General features: G+C 76.1%; 24 protein-coding genes. 10 read left to right on the top strand and 14 right to left on the bottom strand.

The genetic code is table 11. The features are described from left to right. Positions 1 to 14: 14 nt before the first annotated feature. On the top strand, positions 15 to 653 hold the full coding sequence (locus tag DQ240_RS00165; RefSeq protein ID WP_113837633.1) for a hypothetical protein: 639 nt from the start codon (positions 15 to 17) through the stop codon (positions 651 to 653). A 7-nt stretch (positions 654 to 660) separates the two neighbouring features. Here DQ240_RS00165 and cydC read toward each other — a convergent pair whose 3' ends face one another. Genes cydC through DQ240_RS00180 form a run of 3 tightly spaced genes read right to left on the bottom strand, consistent with a single transcriptional unit; the run spans position 661 to position 6,662 of the window. Further along, entirely contained in the window at positions 661 to 4,038 is a 3,378-nt protein-coding gene (gene cydC / locus DQ240_RS00170; RefSeq protein ID WP_113837634.1) for a thiol reductant ABC exporter subunit CydC, read from the bottom strand. Next, positions 4,035 to 5,063, bottom strand: coding sequence for a cytochrome d ubiquinol oxidase subunit II (cydB, locus tag DQ240_RS00175; RefSeq protein ID WP_113837635.1), 1,029 nt, complete (start codon positions 5,061 to 5,063; stop codon positions 4,035 to 4,037). The genes cydC and cydB overlap by 4 nt, the downstream gene beginning before the upstream one ends. Before the next feature lie 27 nt (positions 5,064 to 5,090). After that, positions 5,091 to 6,662, bottom strand: a complete 1,572-nt coding sequence (locus tag DQ240_RS00180) for a cytochrome ubiquinol oxidase subunit I (protein ID WP_233498366.1) — start codon at positions 6,660 to 6,662, stop codon at positions 5,091 to 5,093. Between the two features lie 113 nt (positions 6,663 to 6,775). On the opposite strand from DQ240_RS00180, the gene DQ240_RS00185 reads away from it, so the two are divergent. Then, a complete protein-coding gene (locus DQ240_RS00185; protein ID WP_113837636.1) occupies positions 6,776 to 7,135 on the top strand; it encodes a BlaI/MecI/CopY family transcriptional regulator in 360 nt (119 codons plus the stop codon). A 1-nt stretch (position 7,136) separates the two neighbouring features. Then, positions 7,137 to 8,072 carry a M56 family metallopeptidase gene (locus tag DQ240_RS00190; protein WP_113837637.1) on the top strand — a complete coding sequence of 312 codons (936 nt, stop codon included), beginning with the start codon at positions 7,137 to 7,139 and terminating at the stop codon, positions 8,070 to 8,072. A 33-nt stretch (positions 8,073 to 8,105) separates the two neighbouring features. Here DQ240_RS00190 and DQ240_RS00195 read toward each other — a convergent pair whose 3' ends face one another. The 6 genes from DQ240_RS00195 to DQ240_RS00220 form a co-directional block, all read right to left on the bottom strand. Continuing rightward, positions 8,106 to 10,400 carry a cation-translocating P-type ATPase gene (locus tag DQ240_RS00195; RefSeq protein WP_113837638.1) on the bottom strand — a complete coding sequence of 765 codons (2,295 nt, stop codon included), beginning with the start codon at positions 10,398 to 10,400 and terminating at the stop codon, positions 8,106 to 8,108. After that, positions 10,393 to 11,319: a hypothetical protein gene (locus tag DQ240_RS00200; protein ID WP_113837639.1), complete on the bottom strand. Its 927-nt coding sequence runs from the start codon at positions 11,317 to 11,319 to the stop codon at positions 10,393 to 10,395. The genes DQ240_RS00195 and DQ240_RS00200 overlap by 8 nt, the downstream gene beginning before the upstream one ends. A 21-nt stretch (positions 11,320 to 11,340) precedes the next feature. Further along, positions 11,341 to 11,550 (bottom strand): heavy-metal-associated domain-containing protein, encoded by a 210-nt coding sequence (locus DQ240_RS00205; RefSeq protein WP_113837640.1) that lies wholly within the window; start codon positions 11,548 to 11,550, stop codon positions 11,341 to 11,343. A 27-nt stretch (positions 11,551 to 11,577) separates the two neighbouring features. Further along, complete coding sequence (locus DQ240_RS00210; RefSeq protein WP_091938955.1) at positions 11,578 to 11,883, bottom strand: metal-sensitive transcriptional regulator; 306 nt, start codon at positions 11,881 to 11,883, stop codon at positions 11,578 to 11,580. A 31-nt stretch (positions 11,884 to 11,914) separates the two neighbouring features. Beyond that, the gene (locus tag DQ240_RS00215) at positions 11,915 to 12,298 is read right to left on the bottom strand and encodes a helix-turn-helix domain-containing protein (RefSeq protein ID WP_113837641.1); all 384 of its coding nucleotides are present in this window, start codon (positions 12,296 to 12,298) and stop codon (positions 11,915 to 11,917) included. A gap of 74 nt (positions 12,299 to 12,372) precedes the next feature. Beyond that, entirely contained in the window at positions 12,373 to 12,873 is a 501-nt protein-coding gene (locus DQ240_RS00220; RefSeq protein WP_113837642.1) for an Hsp20/alpha crystallin family protein, read from the bottom strand. Positions 12,874 to 13,066: 193 nt separating this feature from the next. Here DQ240_RS00220 and DQ240_RS00225 point away from each other — a divergent pair, with 193 nt between their 5' ends. The 4 genes from DQ240_RS00225 to DQ240_RS00240 all read left to right on the top strand — a co-directional run bounded on the left by DQ240_RS00225 (position 13,067) and on the right by DQ240_RS00240 (position 15,733). Continuing rightward, complete coding sequence (locus DQ240_RS00225) at positions 13,067 to 13,435, top strand: STAS domain-containing protein (protein ID WP_233498368.1); 369 nt, start codon at positions 13,067 to 13,069, stop codon at positions 13,433 to 13,435. Positions 13,436 to 13,444: 9 nt separating this feature from the next. Further along, positions 13,445 to 14,746, top strand: a complete 1,302-nt coding sequence (locus DQ240_RS00230) for a YibE/F family protein (RefSeq protein ID WP_113837644.1) — start codon at positions 13,445 to 13,447, stop codon at positions 14,744 to 14,746. 92 nt (positions 14,747 to 14,838) lie between these two features. Continuing rightward, positions 14,839 to 15,414 carry a class I SAM-dependent methyltransferase gene (locus tag DQ240_RS00235; RefSeq protein WP_113837645.1) on the top strand — a complete coding sequence of 192 codons (576 nt, stop codon included), beginning with the start codon at positions 14,839 to 14,841 and terminating at the stop codon, positions 15,412 to 15,414. After that, positions 15,404 to 15,733 (top strand): TraR/DksA C4-type zinc finger protein, encoded by a 330-nt coding sequence (locus tag DQ240_RS00240; protein ID WP_113837646.1) that lies wholly within the window; start codon positions 15,404 to 15,406, stop codon positions 15,731 to 15,733. The genes DQ240_RS00235 and DQ240_RS00240 overlap by 11 nt, the downstream gene beginning before the upstream one ends. A 3-nt stretch (positions 15,734 to 15,736) precedes the next feature. On the opposite strand, the gene DQ240_RS00245 is transcribed toward DQ240_RS00240, so the two are convergent. Genes DQ240_RS00245 through DQ240_RS00265 form a run of 5 tightly spaced genes read right to left on the bottom strand, consistent with a single transcriptional unit; the run spans position 15,737 to position 20,630 of the window. Further along, complete coding sequence (locus DQ240_RS00245; protein WP_113837647.1) at positions 15,737 to 16,636, bottom strand: glycosyltransferase family 2 protein; 900 nt, start codon at positions 16,634 to 16,636, stop codon at positions 15,737 to 15,739. Beyond that, positions 16,633 to 17,481: a glycosyltransferase family 2 protein gene (locus DQ240_RS00250; RefSeq protein ID WP_233498369.1), complete on the bottom strand. Its 849-nt coding sequence runs from the start codon at positions 17,479 to 17,481 to the stop codon at positions 16,633 to 16,635. The genes DQ240_RS00245 and DQ240_RS00250 overlap by 4 nt, the downstream gene beginning before the upstream one ends. 9 nt (positions 17,482 to 17,490) lie before the next feature. After that, positions 17,491 to 18,561 carry a prenyltransferase gene (locus tag DQ240_RS00255; protein ID WP_113837950.1) on the bottom strand — a complete coding sequence of 357 codons (1,071 nt, stop codon included), beginning with the start codon at positions 18,559 to 18,561 and terminating at the stop codon, positions 17,491 to 17,493. 4 nt (positions 18,562 to 18,565) lie between these two features. Next, positions 18,566 to 19,351, bottom strand: a complete 786-nt coding sequence (locus DQ240_RS00260; RefSeq protein ID WP_113837648.1) for a class I SAM-dependent methyltransferase — start codon at positions 19,349 to 19,351, stop codon at positions 18,566 to 18,568. A 10-nt stretch (positions 19,352 to 19,361) separates the two neighbouring features. Then, positions 19,362 to 20,630 (bottom strand): glycosyltransferase family 4 protein, encoded by a 1,269-nt coding sequence (locus DQ240_RS00265; RefSeq protein ID WP_113837649.1) that lies wholly within the window; start codon positions 20,628 to 20,630, stop codon positions 19,362 to 19,364. 85 nt (positions 20,631 to 20,715) lie between these two features. On the opposite strand from DQ240_RS00265, the gene DQ240_RS00270 reads away from it, so the two are divergent. The 3 genes from DQ240_RS00270 to DQ240_RS00280 all read left to right on the top strand — a co-directional run bounded on the left by DQ240_RS00270 (position 20,716) and on the right by DQ240_RS00280 (position 22,855). Continuing rightward, positions 20,716 to 21,009, top strand: coding sequence for a Dabb family protein (locus DQ240_RS00270; RefSeq protein ID WP_113837951.1), 294 nt, complete (start codon positions 20,716 to 20,718; stop codon positions 21,007 to 21,009). Further along, positions 21,010 to 21,726: a hypothetical protein gene (locus DQ240_RS00275; protein WP_113837650.1), complete on the top strand. Its 717-nt coding sequence runs from the start codon at positions 21,010 to 21,012 to the stop codon at positions 21,724 to 21,726. 100 nt (positions 21,727 to 21,826) lie between these two features. Further along, on the top strand, positions 21,827 to 22,855 hold the full coding sequence (locus tag DQ240_RS00280; RefSeq protein WP_113837651.1) for a DUF4192 domain-containing protein: 1,029 nt from the start codon (positions 21,827 to 21,829) through the stop codon (positions 22,853 to 22,855). Positions 22,856 to 22,857 lie beyond the last annotated feature (2 nt).

Raw genomic sequence — 22,857 nt, forward strand, 5'->3', positions numbered from 1 at the left:
CCTAACGTAGCCGCGTGTCCCCGCCCCGCGCGCTCCCGTTCGCCGAGGCCGTCGAGCTGACCCGCACCGGCGACGTCTGGGTCTTCCGCGGCGCCTCGATCGCCGACCGCGCGATCCGGGCCGTCACCAACGCGCCGGTCAACCACGTCGGCATGGCCGTGGTGCTCGAGGACCTGCCGCCGCTGCTGTGGCACGCCGAGCTCGGCCGGTCGCTGCCCGACGTGTGGACCGGGCAGCACCAGCGCGGCGTGCAGCTGCACGACCTCGCCGACGCCGTCTGCACCTGGAAGCAGCGCTACGGCCAGTCCGCGTGGCTGCGCCAGCTCGTCGGCCCGGCCGACGACGGCGGGGTGACGGCGGAGATGGAGGACGCCGTCCTGCGCACCGTCGCCCGCTTCGACGGCCGGCCCTTCCCGACCACCCGCGGGCTGGTGTCGGGCTGGGTGAACGGCCGGCTGCGGCGCGGCACCGCGGCCGAGACCGTGTTCTGCGCCGAGCTGGTGGCGGCCACCTACACGGCGATGGGACTGCTCGCCGACGACCGCCCGCGCAACGCCTACGACCCGGGCAGCTTCTGGTCCGGCGACGACCTCCCGCTGCTGAAGGGCGCCACCCTGGGGCCGGAGATCCCGGTCGACGTCCCCGCCGCCTGAGCGGCGGTCAGCCGACCGGGGCGGGCGCCGTCGCGTCCAGCCGCACGACCCGGTCGCCGGGAGCGGCCAGCGCGTCGTCGTGGGTCACGCAGACCACGACCCGGCCGGCCAGCGCGGTCCGCAGGTCGGCGACGAGCGCGGCGGCGGTCGGCGGGTCCAGGTGCGCGGTCGGCTCGTCGAGCAGTACGACGTCGCGGTCGGCCAGCAGCGCGCGGGCCGCGGCCAGCCGCCGGCGCTCCCCGCCGGACAGCGCGGTCCCGCCGGCGCCGACCGGGGTGTCCAGCCCGTCGGGCAGCGTGGTGAGCAGCCCGCCGAGGCCGGCCGCGGTCAGCGCGGCGCGCATCCGGGCCTCACCGGCCGGCCCCGACAGCTCGCCGCGCGGCGCGGCGAGCGCCAGGTTGGCGCGGATGGTCGAGGCGAAGACGTGCGCCTCCTGCGGGAGCCAGGCCATCGGCGCGCGGACGTCGGCACCGGTCAGCCGGGCGGTGTCGGCGCCGCCCAGTTCGTAGCGCCCGCCGAGGGGGCGCAGCGCGGCCAAGAGGACGGCGAGCAGCGTCGACTTCCCGGAGCCGGAGGGCCCGCGCACGATCAGCCAGCCGTCGGTGTCGGCCCGGGCATCGAGGTCGCGCAGCACGTCGGGACCGCCGGGCCAGCCGGCGCGCAGCGCGGTCACCTCGAGGTCGCGGACCTCCGCGGGCGCCGGCGCCGGGTCGGCCGGGTCTGCGGGGACCGGCGCGGCGAGGACGGCGTCCAGGCGGCGGTGCGCGTCGGCGAGGGCACCGCGCCGCTGCAGCGCTCCGACCAGGCCGGCCAGCGGCTCGGCGAGGGCGAGCGGGGCGAGGGCGAGCACTGCCAGGGACGGTCCGGCGACGCCCTCCGCGGCGGCGACCGCGGCCGCGGCGACGGCGGCGGATCCGGTGCTGAGGCCGACCAGCGCGGTGCCGAGCGCGGCCGCGCGGCCGGCGGTGGCGGAGGCCCGCCCGCGGTGGCGGGCGAGGGTCCCGAGGTCGTCGGCGGTCCGGGCGGCGAGGCCGTGGGCGCGCAGGTCGGCCGCGCCGGCCAGCGCCGTCGTGGTGTCGTGCAGCGCCTGCACCCGCAGGTCGCCCTCGGTCCGGGCAGCTCCGGCGTCCACCCGGCGGTGCGCGGCCAGCACCCCCAGCACCGTCAGGCCCAGCACCGCCGCGGCCACCCCGGCGGCGGCGGGGGAGACGAGCGCCAGGGCGGCGACGGTGCCGGTCGTGACGGTGCCGGCGACCAGCGCCGGCGGCACCACCCGCACGGAGAGGTCCTGCACCAGGCCGACGTCCCCGACGACGCGCGCGAGCGCGGTGCCCGGCGTCCGCTCCGCGGCGATGCCCTGGGCGGCCAGCGCCCGCCACACCCGAACCCGCAGGCCGGCGGCCTGGCGGAGCGCGGCGTCGTGCGCGGCCATCCGCTCCAGCCACCGCAGCAGCGCCCGGCCCACCCCGAAGAACCGGACCCCGGCGGTCGCCACCAGCAGGGTGAGGATCGGCGGCATCTCGGCGGCCCGGACGATGAGGAAGCCCGACAGCGCGGTGAGGGCGACGCCCGCCCCGGCCGAGGCGGTCCCGGCGACGACCGCCCGCAGCAGCGCTCGCCGCGGCCAGCCTCGACCGGGTTCCACGCCCGGTCCTCCGCCGAGATCGGCGATCTCGGCGGCATCGGCGTCCGCAGGCGCTGAGATCGGCGCCGCGGTGGGGGCGGGGACGGCAGCAGCGGGGGCGACAGCGGTCGCGGGAGCAGCAGGCGCGGGCAGCTCGACCGTGCGGTCGGCGAGCGCGGCCAGCACCGGGTCATGCGTCACCAGGACGACGGTGACCGTGCCGCGCAGCGCCGCGAGGACGGCGGCGACCCGGTCGGCCGTCGCGGCGTCGAGGTGCGCGGTCGGCTCGTCGAGCAGCAGCAGCCGGGCACCGCGGCGGACCCGCACGAGGGCGCGGGCCATCGCCACGCGCTGCAGCTCGCCGGGGGAGAGGGTCTCGCACGCCCGCCCGGCGAGCGGGGCCGCGTCGACCCGGGCCAGCGCCTCGATGACGTACGCCTCCGCGACGAGCTCGTCGACCCCGGGCTCGGCACCGGCGTGGCGGCGCAGCTCGTCGGCGACCGTGGCACCGGTGGTGCGCGGGTGCTGGGGCACCCAGGCGACGCCCCCGGCCGGCAGGCCGCCCACCGTGCCGGCGACCTCGGCCGCGGGGGACAGCACGCCGGCGAGGACGGCCAGCAGCGTGGACTTGCCCGATCCGCTGGCGCCGCGCAGCGCGACCAGCTCGCCGGGCCGCACGTCCAGGTCCGCCGGGGAGAGGGCGGGCACCCCGCGGCCGGGGAAGCGCACGGTCAGGCCGCGGACGGTGAGGTCGGCGCCGCGCGGGTCGTCGCCGGGGCCCGCCGCCGCGACGGTCCCGGCCTTGCCGTCGTCGGCGGCGAGCACCGCGCGGGCCTCGGCGGCGGCGAGCGTGGCGGCCTCGTTGGCGTGGTGCGCCGAGCCGAGCGCGCGCAGCGGTGCGAACGCCTCCGGCGCGAGGAGCAGGGCCGTCAGGGCCAGGGTCAGCGGCAGGTCGCCGTCGACCAGCCGCACCCCGGCGGTGACGGCCACCAGGGCCACCGAGAGGGTGGCGATGAGCTCCAGGACGAGCGAGGAGAGGAACGCCAGGCGCAGGGTGGCGAGCGTCCGGCGGCGGGACGCCTCGCCCAGCTCGGCCAGCGCGGTCACCTGGTCCGCGGCCCGGCCGAGGCCGACCAGCACCGGCAGCCCCCGGACCAGCTCGGCGACGTGGGCGGCGATGCGGTCCAGCGCCCGCGCCGAGGCCGTCGTCCCGTCCCGGGTGGTCAGGCCGACCAGGACCATGAACAGCGGCACCAGCGGCAGGGTGACCGCCACGAGCGCCGCCGAGAGCAGGTCGGTGGCGGCGAGCACGGCCAGCAGCGCCGGGGGCACCACCAGCGTCGAGGCCAGCGCCGGCAGGTAGGTCGTCAGGCCGGGGGCGAGGTCGGCCAGCCGGGTCGTGGCGAGGACGGCGGCCGGACCGGCACCGCCGGCGGCCTCGACGGCGGCCGGGGAGGCGGCCAGCCGGGCGAGCAGCCGCTCGCGCAGCTGCTGCTCCGCGCGCCGGGCGTCGCGGGCGGCGAGCAGCTCGCCCACCGCGCCGGCGACCGACCGCAGCACCGCGCCGCCCGCGGCCACGGCGAGGGGCACGACCACCGACCCCTCGGCGGAGCCCGCGGCCCGGGCGACGGCGTGCGCCAGGCCCGCGGCCAGCAGGACCAGCCCCGCCGTCTGCACCAGGGCGGTCAGCGCCGAGCGGACAAGCGTGCCGCGCAGCCCGGGGACGCCCTCCAGCGCCGCGAGCGGCCCCCGGGAGCTCACGCCGCCACCTGCTCCTCGGCGTGCTCCGGCCCCGGGTGCTGGGGCTCGGCGGTCAGCCGCTTGCGGAACACCCAGTACGTCCAGGCCTGGTAGCCGAGCACCACGGGGAGCCCGATGCCGGCGGCCCACGTCATGACGGTGAGGGTGTAGTCGCTGACCGAGGCGTCGGCGACGGTGACGTCGAAGGCCGCGTCGATCGTCGAGGGGACGACGACGGGGTAGGCCGCGCCGAAGATCGTGGCGGCCGCGGCGACCAGCATCGCGCCCCAGGCGGCGAAGGCCTGACCCTCGCGGCCGACCCGCAGCCGCGCCCAGGCCACCACCACCGACAGCGCGGCCACCAGCCACAGCACCGCGGTGAACGGCGTGCCGTACCGCAGGTGCGTGATGCCCGCCCAGGCCAGCAGCGGCAGCGCGGCCACCGGGGCCCAGCGCAGCGCGAAGGCGTGCGCCGCCGCACGGATCGGCCCGTCGGTCTTGAGTGCCAGGAACACCGCGCCGTGCACGACGGAGAACGCCAGCACCGCGACCGCGCCGAGCAGCGCCGACCAGCCGACGCCGGCGAACGGGCCGCCGACCCGGTTGCCGTCGGCGTCGATCGGCAGGCCGAGGGTCGTGGCGCCGAGGGCCGCGCCGACGCCGAGGGCGGCGATGAGCGAGCCGGCGGTGATGACGCGGGTCCAGGTCGTGTCCCAGGCCGCGGTGTGGTGCGAGTGCCGCCACTCGAAGGCCACGGCCCGGATGATCAGGCCGAACAGCACGAGCACGAAGGGCAGGTAGAGCGCCGGCAGCCAGGTGGCGTACCAGCCGGGGAAGGCGGCGAACACCGCGCCGGCGGCGGTGATCAGCCACACCTCGTTGCCGTCCCACACCGGGCCGATCGTGCGCAGCATGAGGTGCCGGTCGGCCGTACGGCGGCCGAGCACCGGCAGCAGCGCGGCGACGCCGAAGTCGAAGCCCTCCAGCAGGAGGAAGCCGATCCAGAGCACCGCGACGGCGGCGAACCAGAGGGTCTGCAGGTCCATGGTCAGTGTCTTCCTGGGTCCGGTCGCTCAGTACGCGAAGGAGAGGACGTCGTCGTCGGTGCGGTCCCGCGGCGGGCCGCCGGGGTCGTCGTCGCCGTCCCGCTGCGAGGGCAGGGTCACCGGGGTGGGGGAGCCGTCCCCGGTCGTGATCCCGCGGCGGACGAAGCGGGTGATGAGCCACAGCTCGACGACGGCGAGCACGCCGTAGACGAGCGTCAGGCCGATCAGCGAGGTCCACACCTCACCGGTGCTGACGCCGGGGGAGACGGCCTGGGCGGTGAAGAAGTACACCTGCTCGCCGACCGGCACGTCGGGGTTCGGGTAGACGACGAAGGGCTGGCGGCCCATCTCGGTGAAGATCCACCCCGTCGCGTTGGCGACGAAGGGCGCGGCGACGGCGAGCAGGGAGCCGTACACGCCGATCCGCGAGGTCGGCACCCGGCCGCGCCGCGTGGACCACAGGGCGTAGGCGGCGACCCCGGCCGAGACCAGGCCCATGCCGATCATGAGCCGGAAGCTCCAGTAGGTGACCGCCAGCAGTGGCGTGTAGTCGATCTCGCCGCCGGCGCGCTCCCCGAACGACGGGTCGTCGGGGTAGGTCTCGCCGTAGACGGCGGCGTACTCCTCCTGCAGCTCGTTCACGCCGGGGACGGCGGTCTCGAAGTCGCTGTGCGCGAGGAAGGAGAGCAGGCCCGGGACGGTCCAGGAGTGGACGTCGTCGCACTCGTTGGACCCGAGCTTGCCGAACGCGAAGATCGAGAACGGCGCCGGCGCCTCGGTCTCGCAGAGCGCCTCGGCCGAGCTCATCTTCAGCGGCTGCTGCTCGTACATGAGCTTGGCCTGGAAGTCGCCGGTGACCGCGACGAGGACGAAGGCCACCAGCGACACCCACCCGCCCAGGCGCACCGACTTCCGCCAGACGGCGTGATCGACGTCGGTCACCGGCTGGTCCGCCAGCTTCCGCTTCCGCAGGTGCCACAGGCCGATGCCGACCAGCAGCGCGCCGGCGACCATCGTGGCCGCGGCGAGCGTGTGGCTGTAGGCGGCCAGGGCGGTGTTGTTGGTCAGGACGGCGCCGAAGTCGACCTGCACCGGCCGGCCGTCCGTGCCCACCTCGACACCGACCGGGTGCTGCATCCACGAGTTGGCGGCGATGATGAAGTACGCGCTGATCCAGGAGCCGATGACGGCGGCCCACAGCGACGCCAGGTGCAGCTTCTTCGGGATCCGGCCCCAGCCGAAGATCCACAGGCCGAGGAAGGTCGACTCGAGGAAGAAGGCGAGCAGGGCCTCGAGCGCCAGCAGCGAGCCGAAGACGTCACCGACGAAGCGGGAGTACTCGCTCCAGGCCAGGCCGAACTGGAACTCCTGGACCAGGCCGGTGGCCACGCCCAGCGCGAAGTTGATCAGGAAGATGCGGCCCCAGAAGCGGGTCATCCGCAGCCACTCGGGCCTGTTCGTGCGCACCCACAGGGTGTGCATCACCGCGACCAGGAGCCCCAGCCCCAGGGTCAGCGGCACCATCAGGAAGTGGTAGACGGTCGTGATCCCGAACTGCCAGCGGGCGACGTCCAACGTATCCAGGCCGAGCACGTCCACCGTGCAGCTCCTCCGGTCGTACGATCGACGTGTTCTTTTCTACGCCATGTAGAAGACAAAGTTCTACGTCTCGTAGACAATCGGCGTGTGAGACGTCGGACAGGGAGGGACCTTTGGCCTCATTAGGGGATCTCGAAAGGACCGTCATGGACCGCCTCTGGTCCTCCGACGGTCCGCTGTCGGCGACCCAGCTGCGCGACGCCCTGGCCGACCGCGGCCTGGCGCTCACCACCGTGCACACGGTGCTCGGCCGGCTGGAGCAGAAGGGCTTCGTCGCCCACGACGAGGCGCGCCCCCGCCGGTTCCGGCCGACCGCCACCCGCGAGCAGCACGCGGCGGAGCTGATGCACGAGGTGCTCGGGCAGGCTCCCGACCGGCAGGCGGTGCTCGCCCGGTTCGTCGGCAGCGTCGACGCCGAGGAGGCGGCGCTGCTGCGCCGGCTGCTCGCCGGCACGGACCCCACCCCCGCCTGACGTGCTGCCCGCCACGGCGGTCGCCCTCGCGGTGCTCGCGGCGCTGCTGGCGTGGCCGGTGCCGGCGCTGCTCGGCCGGGCCCGCTGGCCGGGGCGCGACCCGCTGGCCGCGCTGGTCTGCTGGCAGGCGGTCGGCCTGGCCGGTGGCCTGTCGATCGTCGGCGCCCTGCTGGTGCACGGCCTGGCGCCGTGGGGCCACTCGCTGCCCGAGGCGGTGGGGCACGTGCTCACCGGCACCCCGGCGACCGAGCGGGTGCGGGGTGACCACTGGGTGACGCTGACCCTCGCCGGCGTGCTGCTCGCCGAGCTCCTCGGGGTGCTCGCGCTGTCGTGGTGGCGGACCGCGCGGACCCGCCGGCGGCACCGCGAGCTGCTGGAGATCGTCGTCCGGCCGGCCGACAGCGTGCCCGACGCCCGGTTGCTCGACACCCCCGCACCGGTGGCCTTCTGCATCCCCGGTGCCCGGCCGCTGCTGGTGCTCTCGTCCGGCATGGTCGCCGAGCTGGACGAGGACCAGCTCGCCGCCGTCGTCGCGCACGAGCGGGCGCACCTGCGCGAGCACCACCACCTCTACCTGCTGCCGTTCGTGGCCTGGGAGGCGGCGCTGCCGGTGCTGCCCGCGGCCGGCCGCGCGCACGCGGCGGTGCGGACCCTGGTGGAGATGCGCGCCGACGACGTCGCCCTCGCCGCGCTCCCGGGGCGCGATCCCCGGCGCACCCTCGCCCGGGCCATCGTGGCGGCGGGCGCGCACGGTGGCGGGGACGGCGTGCCCTCCGGCGCCCTGGCCGTCGCCGAGAGCGCCGTCACCGCCCGGGTGCGGCGGCTGCTCGACCCGCCCGCGCCGCTGCCGGCCGTCGCGCGCGCCGCCGTCCTCACCGCGGCCGCGCTGCTGCTGGCCGTCCCGACGGCGCTGCTGCTGCTCCCCGCGGTCGTCTGACGCGCGTCCGCGAGCCCCTCGGCGCCCGGGTGGCTATGCCGACCGGGCGTAGGCGGGGTCGGCCGGACGGCCCTCGGGCAGCGGCAGGGCGGCGTCCCGGTTCTCGGCCAGCGGCGCGAAGCCGCGCAGCCGCAGGCTGTTGGTCACCACGAACACCGAGCTGAACGCCATCGCGGCGCCGGCGATCATCGGGTTGAGCAGACCGGCCACCGCCAGCGGGATCGCCGCCACGTTGTAGGCGAAGGCCCAGAACAGGTTCCCCTTGATCACGGCGAGCGTGCGACGGGCCAGCCGGATCGCGTCGGCGGCGGCGCGCAGGTCGCCGCGGACCAGCGTCAGGTCGCTGGCCTCGATGGCGACGTCGGTACCGGTGCCCATGGCCAGGCCGAGGTCGGCCTGGGCCAGGGCGGCGGCGTCGTTCACGCCGTCACCGACCATGGCGACCGTGCGGCCATCGGCCTGCAGCCGGCGGACGACGTCCACCTTGTCGGCCGGCAGCACCTCGGCGACGACCTCGTCGATGCCCACCTCCGCGGCCACGGCGCGGGCGGCGCGCTCGTTGTCACCGGTCAGCAGCACCGGGCGCAGACCGAGGTCGCGCAGCTGCCGGACGGCGGCGGCCGAGGTCGGCTTCACCGTGTCGGCGACGACGAGCAGACCGCGGGCGGCGCCGTCCCAGGCCACCGCCACCGCCGTGCGACCGGCCGCCTCGGCGGCGAGCCGGGCGGCATCGAGCCCCGCCGGCAGCGGCACCGACCAGTCGGCGAGCAACCGCGGGCGGCCGACGACGACCGCATGCCCGTCGACCGTGCCGGTGACGCCCAGGCCCTCGACGTTGGCGAACCCCTCGACCGGCGGGAGCGCGCCCGTCCGCTCGACGGCCGCCCGCGCCACGGCCTGGGCGATCGGGTGCTCGGACGCCGTCTCCAGTGCGCCGGCGAGCCGCAGCACGGTGCCGGCGTCCTCCCCGCGGGCCGCCACGACGTCGGAGAGGGTCATCTGCCCGGTGGTCACCGTGCCGGTCTTGTCCAGGACGACCGTGTCGGCCCGGCGGGTGGACTCCAGGACCTCGGGGCCCTTCACCAGGATGCCCAGCTGGGCCCCGCGGCCGGTGCCCACCATCAGGGCGGTCGGCGTCGCCAGCCCGAGCGCGCACGGACAGGCGATGATCAGGACGGCGACCGCGGCGGTGAACGCGGCGGGCAGCCCGCCGCCCGCGCCGATCCAGAAGCCGAGGGTCGCCACCGCCAGGGCCAGCACGATCGGCACGAAGACCGCGGAGATCCGGTCGGCCAGGCGCTGCACCTCGGCCTTGCCGTTCTGCGCGTCCTCGACCAGGCGGGCCATCTGCGCCAGCTGGGTGTCGGCGCCGACCCGGGTGGCCCGGACGACGAGCCGGCCACCGGCGTTCACCGTGCCGCCGGTGACCGGGTCGTCCACGGTGACCTCGACCGGCACCGGCTCGCCGGTGAGCATCGAGGCGTCGACGGCGGAGCGGCCCTCGGTCACCACGCCGTCCGTCGCGATCTTCTCCCCGGGGCGGACGACGAACAGGTCGCCGACGGCGAGCTGGTCGGCCGGGACCCGGCGCTCGGTGCCGCCCCGGAGGACGGTCACCTCCTTGGCGCCGAGCTCGAGCAGCGCCCGCAGCGCCGCACCGGACCGCCGCTTGGAGCGGGCCTCGGCGTAGCGGCCGGCGAGCAGGAACGCCGTCACGCCGGCGGCGGCCTCGAGGTAGATGTTGGCGCTGCCGTCGCCGCGCTCGACGGTGAAGGAGAAGGGGTGGGTCATGCCCGGCGTGCCGGCGGTCCCCCAGAACAGCGCGTACAGCGACCAGGCGAAGGCCGCCAGGGTGCCGAGGGAGACCAGCGTGTCCATGGTCGCGGCGCCGTGTCGCAGGTTGGTCCAGGCGGCGCGGTGGAACGGCAGGCCGCCCCACACCACGACCGGCGCGGCCAGGGTGAGCGAGAGCCACTGCCAGTACTCGACCTGCAGCGCCGGGACCATCGCCATCGCGACGACCGGCACGCTCAGGCCGACCGAGACCAGCAACCGCGTCCGCAGCGCCCGGTCGGGATCGACCTCGGCCTCCGGCGGCGCCTCGGGCCGTGGGAGCTCCGCCGTGTAGCCGGTCTTCTCCACCGTGGCGATCAGGTCGTCGGTCGACACGTCGCCCTCGACGGTCACCCGGGCCTTCTCGGTCGCGTAGTTGACGGTGGCGGTGACGCCGTCCATCCGGTTGAGCTTCTTCTCGACCCGGGCGGCGCAGGAGGCGCAGGTCATGCCGCCGATGAGCAGCTCGACCTGGGTGGGGGCCTGCTCAGGCATGGGGGTCCTCCACGGCAACGGTGAACTCCGCCGTCCGGACGACGTCGCCGTGGCGGAAGTCGAGGAAGAGCCGGTGGGTGCCGGCGGCGGGGGGAGTGGTGGCGAAGACGACGTGCGGCCCGGGTGCGGCGGCGGTGCCGGGCACGGCGTCGACGGGGTGGACGTGCAGGTAGGCGAGGTCACCGGCGCGCAGCACGACCAGGTGGCCGTAGGCGCCCAGGTAGGGCTGCAGGTCGGTGATCGGGACGCCGTCGCGGCTGATGCTGAGCTGCAGTTCGCTCTCCTCGCCGGCGGTCAGGTGCCCGGTCAGGACGACGGTGTAGCCGTCGACCTCGGCGGTGGCCGCGGCCGGCGGGAGCTCCCGCGGCTCGAAGTCGCCGGGGACCGACAGGTCGGCGCCGAGGACGAGACCCTCGCCCAGCTCGGTGGGGGTGGCGTCGGCGACGACGCGCCAGCTGCCCGGGGTCAGGTCGAGCGGGACGGTCCAGGTGCCGTCGGGCGCGAGCTCGGGGTGCACGTGCTGGTACCCGCTGAGGTCGCGGCGGACGGCGACCAGGTGCAGGTCCTCCTCGTGCTCCACGTCGAAGGCGGTGACCGGAGCGCCGTCGGGGCCGAGCACCCGGAAGGCCAGCGTCGAGGTGCCGGCGGGGAGGGTGTCGGTCAGCAGGTCGAGGGTGTGCCCGGACTCGCTGACGGCCAGGCCGCCCACGCCCGGTCCGGCGGCGGCCGGGTCGTGGCCGGCGTCGTCGTGCGCTCCGCCGGTCCCGGGAGGCCCGTCGTCCGCGTGCCCACCGTCGGTGTGGTCGTCGGCGGCCGGCTCGGCGTCCACCGGGCCGACCGCCGCGCCGACGCCCAGGCTGGCGCCGAACACGGCGGTCAGGCCGAGGGCGAAGGCGGCGACCCTGGCGGGGGTGTTCATCGGGGTGCGCTCATCGGAGGATCAGCGCCCGGCCAGCTCGTAGCCGGCCTCCTCGACGGCGGCGGCCACGGCCGCGTCGTCGAGCGGGGTGTCGCTGGTGACGGTCACCGCGCCGGTGGGCAGGTCGACCTGGACCTCGGTGACGCCGGGCAGGGCGCCGACCTCCTCGGACACCGCGGAGACGCAGTGGCCGCAGGTCATGCCGGTGACGGTGTAGGTGCTGGTGCTCACGTGGGCTCCTCGGGGTGGTGGTGGTGCTCAGCTGCGGACGAGCCGGGCGATGGCGGCCGAGGCCTCGCGGACCTTCTCCTCGGCCTCGGGGCCGCCGGCCTGCGCCGCCGCGACGACGCAGTGGGACATGTGCTCCTCGAGCAGCCCCAGGGCGACCGACTGCAGGGCGCTGGTCATGGCCGAGACCTGGGTGAGGATGTCGATGCAGTACTTCTCGTCCTCGACCATCCGCTGCAGGCCCCGCGCCTGGCCCTCGATGCGGCGCAGCCGCTTGAGGTAGTCGTCCTTGCGGGAGATGTACCCGTGCGGGGCGTGCGCCGTGCCGTCGTCCATGGGTGAACCATACCCCCGTTGGGTATGTCTGTCAGCCCCCGGCGGTCGGTGGGTCCGTCCGGTCGCGCTCCGCGCGGAGCCGGTCGACGGTCCCCTGGAGCCGGGCGGCGTCCTCGCGGGCGGAGGCGAGCTCGTCCTGCAGGCCGGCGATGACCTCGGCCGAGGCGAGGCTGTGTCCCTGGTCGAGCAGCGTGCGCAGCCGCGCGGCCTGGGTGAGCTGGGTCCGGGAGTAGCGACGGTGCCCACCGGGGGAGCGGTGCGGCTGGAGGGCGCCGGATCCGTCGAGGCTGCGGAGGAAGGCCGCCTGCACCCCGAGGAGGTCGGCGGCCTGGCTCATGGTCAGCGCCGGGTAGTCCGGGTCGTCGAGCCGGCGCAGGGGGTCGGCCGGCGCCGCGTCGTCCGCCGGGATCTCCATCGTCGTCCCCCTCCTGATGCGACGGGGGCCGGACCTCGCGGTCCGGCCCCCGGTCCTGCGGATCGGATCGGTCGTCAGCTCTCGACGGCCCGCTGCTCCGACCCGGCGTGCTCGCCCTCGATGGTCCGCGCCTCGACGGCGGCGGGCGCGTCGGCCCGCGTCACGGTGATCTTGCGCGCCTTGGCCTTCTCGGCCACCGGGATGCTCACCGTGAGGACGCCGTCGTGGTAGCTGGCGTCCAGCCGGTCGGTGTCCAGGCTCCTGCCGAGCACCAGCTGGCGGGTGTAGCTGCCGAACGGCCGCTCCGCGACGGTCCACTCCGCACCCTCGAGCTGCGGTACCGAGCGCTCCGCGCTGATGGTGAGCGTGTTGCCCTCGATCGACAGGTCGATCGACCCCGGGTCGACGCCCGGCAGGTCGAAGTGGGCGACGAAGTTGTCGCCGACGCGGTAGGCGTCCATCGGCATGCCCGACAGCGGTCGGGCGGTGGCGGAACCCGCGCGGCCGGTGAGCTGGTCCAGCGCCCGGAAGGCGGCGGACGTGGCGGCGAACGGGTCGTAGGCGGTCAGCATCATGGCTGGTCAACCTCCTGGTCGTGCTCTGTTCGTGTTCGCTGCCCGAGGTGGAACCTCTAGTGGCGACTAGAGATTACCTCGGTCGTGCACTCGTGTAAACGTCTCGTCGCCGGGATTGTTCCCCGGGTGGTCGGGATCGACTGCGTCGCCCGACGGAGGTTCCGATGCGGCCGGTGCGGGGCAGGAGGTGGTCGTGGAGGAGATCCCCAGCGCAGCAGCCCCCGCCGGCGGCGACGTCCTGGACGTCCGGGAGCACCGGGAGGGGGACGTCTGCACGCTCACCCTCAGCGGCGAGCTGACCGAAGCCGCCCGCCGGCCGCTGGTCCGTGCCCTGACCGACGCGCTGCTCGAGGTGTCGACCCTGCGCCGCGTCGAGCTCCTGCTGGGCGACGTCACGTTCATGAACTCCGCGGGCATGGCCGTGCTCGTCCAGCTGCAGAAGATGGCCACCCCGCGCGGTGTGGAGATCGTGCTCGTCCGCCCGCGCGCCGTCGTCGCCCGACCGCTGCAGCTGTCCGGCCTCTGGCACCGCTTCACGGTCACGGAGGAGCCGGGCACCTAGCATCTCCCGGTGCCGTCCAGCCACTCGCACGACCACGCGCACGGGCCCGACCCGGACGCGCCGCCCCCACCGCCGGAGGTGCTCGCCCGCCGCCGGCAGGCGGTGCGGCTGATGCTGTTCCTCCTCGTGCCGGTCGGCCTGGCCACCGTCGTCGGCCTCATCGCCCTGTGGCCCTCCGGCGGAGCGAGCCGCGCGCAGGAGGCCGCGGAGACCTACCTCCCGGCGGGCACCACCTACCCCGACGGCCGGGTCGTCTCCGTCGACCCCTTCGACTGCTCGATCCCCGACAGCGAGGGCGGCGTCCAGGACCTCACCTGCGCGTCGGTCGTCGTCGAGGTGCTCGAGGGCGACGGCGCGGGGGAGTACCAGCAGCTGGAGCTGCCCGCCGAGGTCTACGCCGCCGGCATCGAGGTCGACGACGTGCTGGTGCTCAGCCGGGACCCCGGTGCCGAGGGCGGCCCGAGCTACGGGTTCTTCGACTACGAGCGGACGACCCCGCTGGTCCTGTTCGCCATCGCCTTCGCGATCGTGGTCGGCGCCGTGGCCCGGTTGCGCGGGCTCGCGGCGCTGCTCGGCCTGGCCTTCGCCTTCCTCGTGCTCCTGCAGTTCGTGCTCCCCGGCCTGCTGTCGGGGTCCTCGCCGACGCTGGTCACCCTCACCGGCTCCGCGGCGATCATGTTCGTCGTCCTCTACCTCGCGCACGGGTTCTCCGCACGGACGACGACGGCGCTGGTCGGCACGCTCTTCGGGCTCGCGCTGGTGACCGTGCTGGGCGCGGTCGCCGTGGCCGCGGCCCGGCTCACCGGGCTGACCACCGAGGAGACGGTGCAGCTGCAGACCTTCGACCCGTCGCTGGACTTCTCCGGGCTGGTCATCGCCGGGGTGGTGGTGGCCGGGCTGGGCGTGCTCAACGACGTGACGATCACCCAGGCCTCGGCCATCTGGCAGCTGCACGAGGTCGACCCGTCGATGAGCTGGCGGCAGCTGTACCTGCGCGGCATGGCCGTGGGCCGCGACCACATCGCCTCGACCGTCTACACCGTCGTCTTCGCCTACGCCGGCGCCGCCATGCCGCTGCTGCTGCTGTTCGAGATCTACGCCCAGCCGGCCGGGGTGACGCTGACCAGCTCGGCGCTGGCCGAGGAGGTGATCCGTACGCTGGTCGGCGGCATTGCGCTGGTCCTGGCGGTGCCGGTGACGACAGCCGTCGGGGCGTTCTTCGCCACGGCCTCGGGAACGGAGACCGGATCGATGAGCACGAAGACCCCCGCCAGGGGCCTGGCGGCGCTGCGGTCCCGGTTCGCCCGGTGAGGCCCCGTCCCGAGGCTCGCGGCGAGCTTGCGAGTCGTGAGGAGGACGGGGTCCTTCACCTGCTCGCCGCCGCCCGGGCGGCGGAGGGCTTCATGCCCGACGACGAGGGCACCGCCCTCTACGAGGCCGCCCGCGCCGTCGCCGTCCCCGGCCCGCTGTTGGAGGTCGGCAGCTGGATGGGCAGGTCCGCGCTCTACCTGGCCGCGGCCGCCCGGGAGACCGGCCGGCAGGTCGTCACCGTCGACCACCACCGCGGCTCCGAGGAGCACCAGCCGGGCTGGGAGTACCACGACCCGTCGCTGGTCGACCCGCACGTGGGCCTGATCGACACCCTGCCCCGGTTCCGTCGGCAGGTCGCCGAGGCCGGCGCCGAGGACGTCGTCATCGCGGTCGTCACCCGGTCGGAGGTCCTGGCGCCGCTGTGGTCGACCCCCTTGGCGCTGCTGTTCCTCGACGGCAGCCACACCGAGGAGTCGGCCCGCCGCGACCAGGACGCCTGGGTCGCCAAGCTCGCCGTCGGCGGCACGCTGGCCATCCACGACGTCTTCCCCGACCCGGCCGACGGCGGCCAGGCCCCGTTCGGCGTCTACCAGCGGGTGCTCGCCTCGGGGGACTTCGAGGAGCTCTCGGCCACCGGGTCGCTGCGGGTGCTGCGGCGTGTCCGGTGACCGGCTGGCCGCCGAGCGGGACGCGGCCCGTGCCTCGATCGCGGCGCTGACCGGGGAGTTCGACGCCGTCGTCGCCGCCTCGAAGGCCTCCAACGCCGACGACGAGCACGACCCCGAGGGCGCGACCATCGCCTTCGAGCGGCAGCAGGTCGCGGCGCTGCTCGAGGCCGCCCGCCGCCGCCTGACCGACGCCGAGGCCGCGATCGCCCGCCGCGACGACGGCTCCTACGGCGTCTGCGAGGGCTGCGGCCACGCGATCGGCGCCGAGCGGCTGGCCGTCCGGCCGGCGGCGCGCACCTGCATCAGCTGCGCGCGGTAGCCCTCAGCTGACGTACCTGCGGGCGGTCGACCGCCGCTGCGCCTCGTCGAGTGCGGCGAACCGTGCCTCGGCGTGCGGGGGCAGCACCCGGCGCTCGCGCACCACCCAGGGGATCCCGCGCGCGGCGGCCAGCAGCCCATGCGCGGTGACGCGGTCCCGCGGCAGGGAGTGCAGCAGGTGCGCGGTGCGGCGCAGCGCCGGCAGCACCGGGCGGCGCAGCCACGTCGTCCAGAGGGTGTTGCGGATGCCGTCGCGGCGCCGCCGGTGCGGGTCGCGCGCCCGGCTGGCCTGGTGGTGCACGGTGAGCTCGGGCAGGTAGCAGAGCTCCCAGCCGCGGGCGGCCAGGTCGCCGGCCATCAGCTCCTCCTCGCCGCCCAGCCACAGCCGCTCGGAGAACCCGCCCACCTCCTCGAACGCCGCGCGGCGAACCACCGACGCCCCGGCGAGGAACGAGCCCAGCGCCGGACCGGGCAGCCACGGGGCACCGCGCACGGGGGAGTCCCGCAGCTCCGGGACGATCGGGTCCTCGGTCCCGCCCGGCTCCACCAGGATGCGGGCGGTGACCACGGCCAGCCGCGGATGGGCGTCGAGGACGTCCGCCGCCGTCGTCAGCGAGCCCGGCTCCCACCAGGTGTCGTCGTCGCAGAAGGCGACGTAGGGGGTGTCCACCCGGGCGACGCCGACGTTGCGGCCGGTCGCGCCGAGGTTCTCCGGGCTCGCCACCAGCTCGACCTGCGGGAACCGCCCGCGGACGGCGCCGGCGGTGCCGTCGGTCGAGCCGTTGTCGACGACCACGACGTGCGGTTGCTCGGGCAGGGCCAGCAGCCGCTCCAGGGCCAGCAGCAGCTCGTCGCGCCGCTCGTGGGTGATGACGACGACGGCGACCCGCGGGTCGCGGCTCACGCCCGCCCCTCGAGCAGACGGCGACGGGCCAGGACCTCGGCCGGGACCGGCCGCCGGCGGCCCACCGCCCCGGGGAGGTCCCGCAGCGCCCGCAGCACACCGCGACGCTCGGGCGCCCCGGCCCGGACCGCGGCGACCACCACGCGGAGGACGTCGGACAGCGGCAGCCGCATCACGGCGGTGAGCAGCCGGGACCGCCAGATCGCCGCCCGCCGGGCGGCCGGGTCGTGCCGGCGGGTCGACGGGTGGTGGTGCACGGTCACCTCGTCGACGTAGGCCAGGCCCCACCCCGCCGTCGCCAGGTCCAGGCTCAGCCGCTCCTCCTCGCCGGGGAAGCGGACCACCGGGTCGAAGCCGCCGACGGCGAGGAACGCCTCGGTGCGCACCATCGCCCCGCAGGCGACGAACCCGAGCAACGACGGTCCGGGCAGGTCGGGGTCGGTGCCCAGCGGGCTCGCCGCCATCTCGGCGCAGACGGGGTCCAGCCGCTCCTCGGGGCCGACCAGGATGCGCGCGTTCAGCACGGCCAGCCGGGGGTGGTCGCGCATGATCGCCGCGGCCCGGGCCAGGTCGCCCGACGCCCACCACGAGTCGTCGTCGGCGAAGGCGACGTACGGCGTGCCGGCGTGCTCGGCCCCGATCGTGCGGGCCCGGGCCCCGACGTTCTCGCCCAGCGGCAGCACGGTCACGTCCGGGTGGTTCGCGCGCACCGCCTCGACGGAGCCGTCGGTCGAGCCGTTGTCGACGAAGACGACCGGTGCCTCGTGCCGGGGCATCGACGCGATGAGGTCGTCTCGCCGGTCGCGGCTCATGACGACGACGGTGACGTCGTGGGGTGTGTTCACGGGGGAGTCCTACCCCGCGCGGGGCTCGAACTCCTCGTCCGCCTCGACCGGCGGCAGCGCGGCGGGGTCGGCGAACAGGCCCGAGGCGCCGGTGGCGCCGGTCAGCGCGTCCGCGGCGAGGACGACGGCCGCGGCGGTCCAGGTGGTGCGCTCGATCGGCCAGCGCTTCCCGTCGGCGAAGACCAGGCCGGTCCAGTAGGCGCCGTCGTCGTCGCGCAGGTGCTGCATGGCGGCCACCTGCTCGAGGGCGTCGTCGGGGCGGCCCGCGGCGGTCAGCGCCAGGGCCAGCTCGCACGTCTCCGCGCCGGTCACCCAGGGCCGGTCGGAGACGCAGCGGATGCCGAGCCCGGGGACGACGAAGGTCTCCCAGCCCCAGGCGATCCGGTCGTCCGCGGCGTCGCCGGTCAGCGCTCCGCCGAGGACGGGGTAGTACCAGTCCATCGAGTAGCGGGACCGGTCGGCGAAGCCGTCGGGACGGGTGCGCAGCGCCGTCCCCAGGTCGACCGCGGCCAGCTCCCAGTCCGGCTGCGGATCGCCCTGCAGCGCGGCGAGGGCCACGCCGCAGCGCAGCGCCTGGAACAGGCTGGAGTTGCCGGTCAGCAGGGCGGTGGCGTCCGGGGTGCCGTCGGGCCGCTGCGCCCACCCGATCGCGCCGCCGGGCAGCTGCATGCGGGTGACCAGGTCCAGGCCGCGGCGCACCGCCGGCCAGAGCTCGGTCACCAGCGCGTCGTCCCCGGTGACCAGCCAGCGGTGCCACAGACCGACGGCCAGGTAGCCGGCGTGGTTGCTCTCGACCCCGGCGGAGGTCTCCGACCAGGCCCCGGTCGGGGCCAGGTACTCCGCGGCCCAGGAGCCGTCGGGTCGCTGCCTCCCGGCCAGCCAGCGGTAGGCCGCCGCGGCTCGGTCGTGACGGCCGCCGACGTCGAGGGCCATGGCCGCCTCGACGGAGTCCCACGGGTCGAGCTGGCCGCCGCGGAACCACGGCAGCGCGCCGTCGGCGTCCTGCTGGTCGGCGATCCAGTCGACGGTCTGGCGCACCTGCCCACCGGTGAGGACCCCCGGCAGCTCCGGCAGGAGCACCGGCTCAGCGGGCAGCGGCCCGCTCCCGGTCCAGGGAGCCCGACCCGGCCGACCAGCGGCGCGCGGCGGGCGCATCGGCCACGGCGGGCTTGTCCGCGTAGACGACGAAGCTCTTGCCGATCAGCGGGTCGAGCACCTTCTCGGCTGTCCGGGTCAGCCACGGCCGCGTCGTCAGGTCCCAGACCAGCAGCCGGTGGTAGGCGCGGACGGCGGCGTTGTCGCGCTCGACCCCCGTGGCGCACTTGAGCCACCAGAACGGGGCGTGCAGGGAGTGCGCGTGGTGGGTCGGGCCCGGCTCCAGCCCCACGGCGGAGAGCCGGTCGCGCAGGTCGTCGCCGCGGTAGATGCGGATGTGCCCGCCCTCGTTGGCGTGGTACTGGTCGGACAGCGCCCAGCAGATCCGTTCCGGCAGCCACCGCGGCACGCTGACGGCCACCCGCCCGCCGGGCTTGAGCACCCGGGCGATCTCGGCCATGGCGGCGGCGTCGTCGGGGATGTGCTCGAGGACCTCGGCGGCGATGATCCGGTCGACGCTGGCATCGGGGACCGGCAGGTGCAGCAGGTCGCCCCGGATCGACGTGGCCGCGGCACCGGCGGGCGCCTCGCCGGCCTCGCCGATGGCGGTCAGCCACCTCTGCGTCGTCCGGACCTCGTCGACGCCCCAGTCGAGGGCGACCACCCGGGCACCGCGCCGGTAGGCCTCGAAGGAGTGCCGCCCCTCGCCGCAGCCCAGGTCGAGCAGGGTCATGCCCGGCCGCAGGTCCAGCAGGTCGTAGTCGACGGTCAGCACGAACGGGTCCTCACTGGTCGGTCCTCTTCCGGTCGAGCACCTCGGCGTACCAGGCGGCGGTGCGCTCGGCCGCGGACCGCCAGGTGTAGGAGGCCAGGACACGCCGCCGCCCCGCCCGGCCCAGCTGCTCCTGCAGCGACGGCGAGTCCAGCACCAGCCGCAGCGCCGCGGTCAGCTCGTCGACGTCCCCGGCCCTGACCCGCAGCCCGGCCTGGCTGCCGACGACCTCGGGGAGGGCTCCGGCGTCGGTCGTGACGAGCGGGGTGCCGCAGGCCATGGCCTCGATCGCCGGCAGCGAGAAGCCCTCGTAGAGGGAGGGGATGGCGACCACGGCGGCCTGCTGGAGCAGGCGGACCAGCTCGGCCTCGGGGACCGGGCCGGTGAAGGTGACGGCGTCGTGCAGCGCGAGGCGGTCCAGTGCCGTCTCCGCCGGGCCACCGGGACGGGCGCTGCCGACGACGGTCAGCGCGACCGTCCGCTCGGTGCGCAGCTTCGCCACGGCCTCGAGCAGGTGCACGAGGCCCTTGAGCGGGACGTCGGCGCTGGTCACCACCACGATGCGGTCCGGGTCGCGCGGCCGGTCCGCCGGCGGGGGCGTGAAGACGTCGGGGTCGATCCCGACCGGGATGACGTCGATCCGGTCGGCCGGCACGCCCAGGTGGGTGCCGATGTCGGCGCGGGAGTTCTCCGAGACCGTGGTGATCGCGTCGAGCCGGGGTGCCACGCGGGCCTGCATGCGGGTGAAGGCGTACCAGCGGCGCAGCGTGAGCTTCCGGTACGCCGAGGGCGCGGCCTTCAGGTCCAGCTCCCGGTCGATGGCGACCGGGTGGTGCACGGTGGCGACGGTCGGCACGCCCGCCCTGACCAGCCGGAGCAGCCCGTACCCGAGGCTCTGGTTGTCGTGGACGATGTCGAAGGGCGCCTGGCCGGACTCCTCGCGCCGGGCCAGCAGCAGGCGGGCGGCGCGGAGGCTGAAGGTCAGCGGCTCGGGGAACCCGGCGACGGCCATGGTCGCCCACTCGGCGACGTCGATCCAGTCGCGGATCTCCGACGGGCGGACGATCCGGAACGGGTCGGGCTCCCGGTACAGGTCGAGGCTGGGCACCTGCACGAGCGGGACGCCCTCGTCGAGCTCGGGGTAGGGCTGGCCGCTGAGGACCTGCACGTCGTGCCCGAGGCCGGTGAGCTCGCGGGAGAGGGCCCGGACGTAGATGCCCTGGCCACCGCTGTGCGGCTTGCTGCGGTAGGACAGCAGTGCGATGCGCAGAGGCCGTCCCATGCCCCGGACTCTAACGACCCGGTGTGGCGGCCCGGGATCACCCGGTCGGATGCGGGCTGGTCAGGAGGGCTGGGAGGCTGTGGCCATGCTGCGCCACGTGGTCGTGTTCACCTGGAACGACGATGCCGACGAGGAGCGCCGGGCCGCCACGCTCGCCGAGCTCCGCCGCCTCCCGGAGACCGTCGGCGGGATGACCTCCTTCGCCATCGGGCCCGACGCCGGCCTCCGCGCCGGCAACGCCCACGCGGCGCTGGTCGCCGACTTCCCGGACGCCGACGCCTGGCGCCGCTACGCCGAGGACCCGGTCCACCTGCAGGTCATCGCCGAGCACGTGACGCCCATCCTCGCCGCCCGCACGGCGGTCCAGTACGAGGTCTGAGTGGCTCCGGTCCGTCGCGTCCTGCCCGCGCTGACCGTGGCCGGACTGCTGCTGACCGGCTGCGCGGGGGACGGCGGGGCGGACACCGCGGCCGGGCCGTCGGCCCCGTCCTCGCCGGGTGGCGGCGGCACCGACCTCGCTCCGGGCCTGCTGCCCGCCGACGCCTTCGGGGCCGGCGCGCAGCTGCGGCCGCTGACCGAGCAGCAGCTGCGCCAGGGGGCCGCCGCGGTCCTGGGCGAGGCCTCCGGCGCGGAGATCTCGCCGCCGGACTGCGCCGCCGCGCTGCAGGCGACCGAGCCGGTCGCCGCCCGGTACGAGGAGGTGGCCGGGCAGGCGGTCACCGCCGGCTCGACGGTGACCGCGGAGGTGCTGCTCTCCGGCGGCCCGCCGGTGGACCTCGACGCGGTGGAGGCGCAGCTGTCGGCCTGCATGCAGGTGCGGCTGACGGTGCCCGGCCGGGGCAGCGCCGCCGTGGCCGTGACGCCGCTCGACCTGCCGCCCGTCGGCGACCGGGTCCTCGGCCTGTCGGTGCTGACGACGACGGTCGCAGCCGACGGGCAGGACCGCACGGTGCCGGGCCTGATCGCCGTCGTGGTGGACGGCGACCGCGTCCTCACCCTCTTCCGCACCGACACCGGTGGGGGGTCGTTGGACCCGGCCGCCTTCGCGGACCTGACCGGACGGGCGGCCGCCACCGCAGCCGACGCGCTGGACTGACCCACCGACGGACGGGCCGACGCCGTCCACAGGGGGCCGTCGGGTCCACAGCTCCGCTCCCACCGCCGTGCCGCGGGCTCCGGCGCAGCACGGTCGGGGCATGGACGAACCCCCGCGCTCCCCGGTGCGCGTCTCCGACCCCGGCGAGATGGCCGCCGCGCTGCCCGCCCTGGTGGGCTTCCTCCCGCACGAGTCGGTCGTGCTCGTCGCGTTGGGTGGCGCCGGTGGCCGGCGGGTCGTCCTCACCGCTCGGGCGGACCTCCCCGCCGGCGCCGGATCGGCGTCCCCGGTCCGGCAGCTGGTGCACGCGGTCGGAGCCGAGCAGCCGACCGGGGTGCTGCTCTACGTGGTCTCCGAGGCCGCCGACGATCAGGAGCTCCTGGCGTTCGGGCCCCCCGGAGAGGTGCTGACCGGACTGCCGCACCGGGCGCTCGTGCACGACCTGGTCCGGGCCCTGGCCGGCGGCGACGTGCGGGTGCACGACGCGCTCCTCGTCCGCGGCGGCCGTTGGTGGTCCTACGACTGCCCGCGCCCGTGCTGCGCCCCCGGGGCCGGGACACCGCTGCCGGGTGGGGTGTCGGAGGTCGAGGTCGCCGCGGTCGCCGCCGGGGCGGTGGTCGAGACGAGCCGGGGGGCCCTGGCCGAGCGGATCGCGCGCGTCGCGGGCCTGGCCACCCGGGCCGGCGCCGGCCGTCCCGTCGGGCCCGGGCTGGCCGTCGAGGACGGGTGGCCGGCGGTCCTGGCGGCTCTGCGGCTGTGCCGTCCCGGGAGCGTCGAGCCCCTGCCCGATGCCGCGCTCACGGCCGTCGTGTGGGCGCTGACCGACCTGGCGGTGCGCGACCGCGCGCTCGGCCTGGCACTCGGCGCGGACGCCGCCGCGGCGGAGGTGCTGTGGACCGAGTGCACCCGCCGCGCGCCGGCGCCGCTCGACGCCGCGCCCGCCACGCTGCTGGCGACCGCCGCCTGGCTGCGGGGCGACGGGGCCATGGCCAACGTCGCCCTGGAACGGGCGCTGACCTCCCGCCCCGGTTACCGGCTCGCCGAGCTGCTGGCGGACTGCCTGGCCGCCCGGGTCCACCCGTCGGAGCTGCGCGGCCTCATCGCCGACGTGGTGGGTGGACCCGGGTGAGC

It is taken from the genome of Blastococcus sp. TF02A-26 (assembly GCF_003319125.1).
Taxonomy (GTDB): domain Bacteria; phylum Actinomycetota; class Actinomycetes; order Mycobacteriales; family Geodermatophilaceae; genus Trujillonella.

What these genes read in the sequence shown, in the direction of transcription:
- cydB (WP_113837635.1), bottom strand. Translation starts at nt 5,063, where the DNA reads ATGGACCTGCAGACCCTCTGGTTCGCCGCCGTCGCGGTGCTCTGGATC.
- DQ240_RS00195 (WP_113837638.1), bottom strand. Translation starts at nt 10,400, where the DNA reads ATGCCTGAGCAGGCCCCCACCCAGGTCGAGCTGCTCATCGGCGGCATG.
- DQ240_RS00200 (WP_113837639.1), bottom strand. Translation starts at nt 11,319, where the DNA reads ATGAACACCCCCGCCAGGGTCGCCGCCTTCGCCCTCGGCCTGACCGCC.
- DQ240_RS00210 (WP_091938955.1), bottom strand. Translation starts at nt 11,883, where the DNA reads ATGGACGACGGCACGGCGCACGCCCCGCACGGGTACATCTCCCGCAAG.
- DQ240_RS00215 (WP_113837641.1), bottom strand. Translation starts at nt 12,298, where the DNA reads ATGGAGATCCCGGCGGACGACGCGGCGCCGGCCGACCCCCTGCGCCGG.
- DQ240_RS00220 (WP_113837642.1), bottom strand. Translation starts at nt 12,873, where the DNA reads ATGATGCTGACCGCCTACGACCCGTTCGCCGCCACGTCCGCCGCCTTC.
- DQ240_RS00235 (WP_113837645.1), top strand. Translation starts at nt 14,839, where the DNA reads ATGCCCGACGACGAGGGCACCGCCCTCTACGAGGCCGCCCGCGCCGTC.
- DQ240_RS00265 (WP_113837649.1), bottom strand. Translation starts at nt 20,630, where the DNA reads ATGGGACGGCCTCTGCGCATCGCACTGCTGTCCTACCGCAGCAAGCCG.
- DQ240_RS00270 (WP_113837951.1), top strand. Translation starts at nt 20,716, where the DNA reads ATGCTGCGCCACGTGGTCGTGTTCACCTGGAACGACGATGCCGACGAG.
- DQ240_RS00280 (WP_113837651.1), top strand. Translation starts at nt 21,827, where the DNA reads ATGGACGAACCCCCGCGCTCCCCGGTGCGCGTCTCCGACCCCGGCGAG.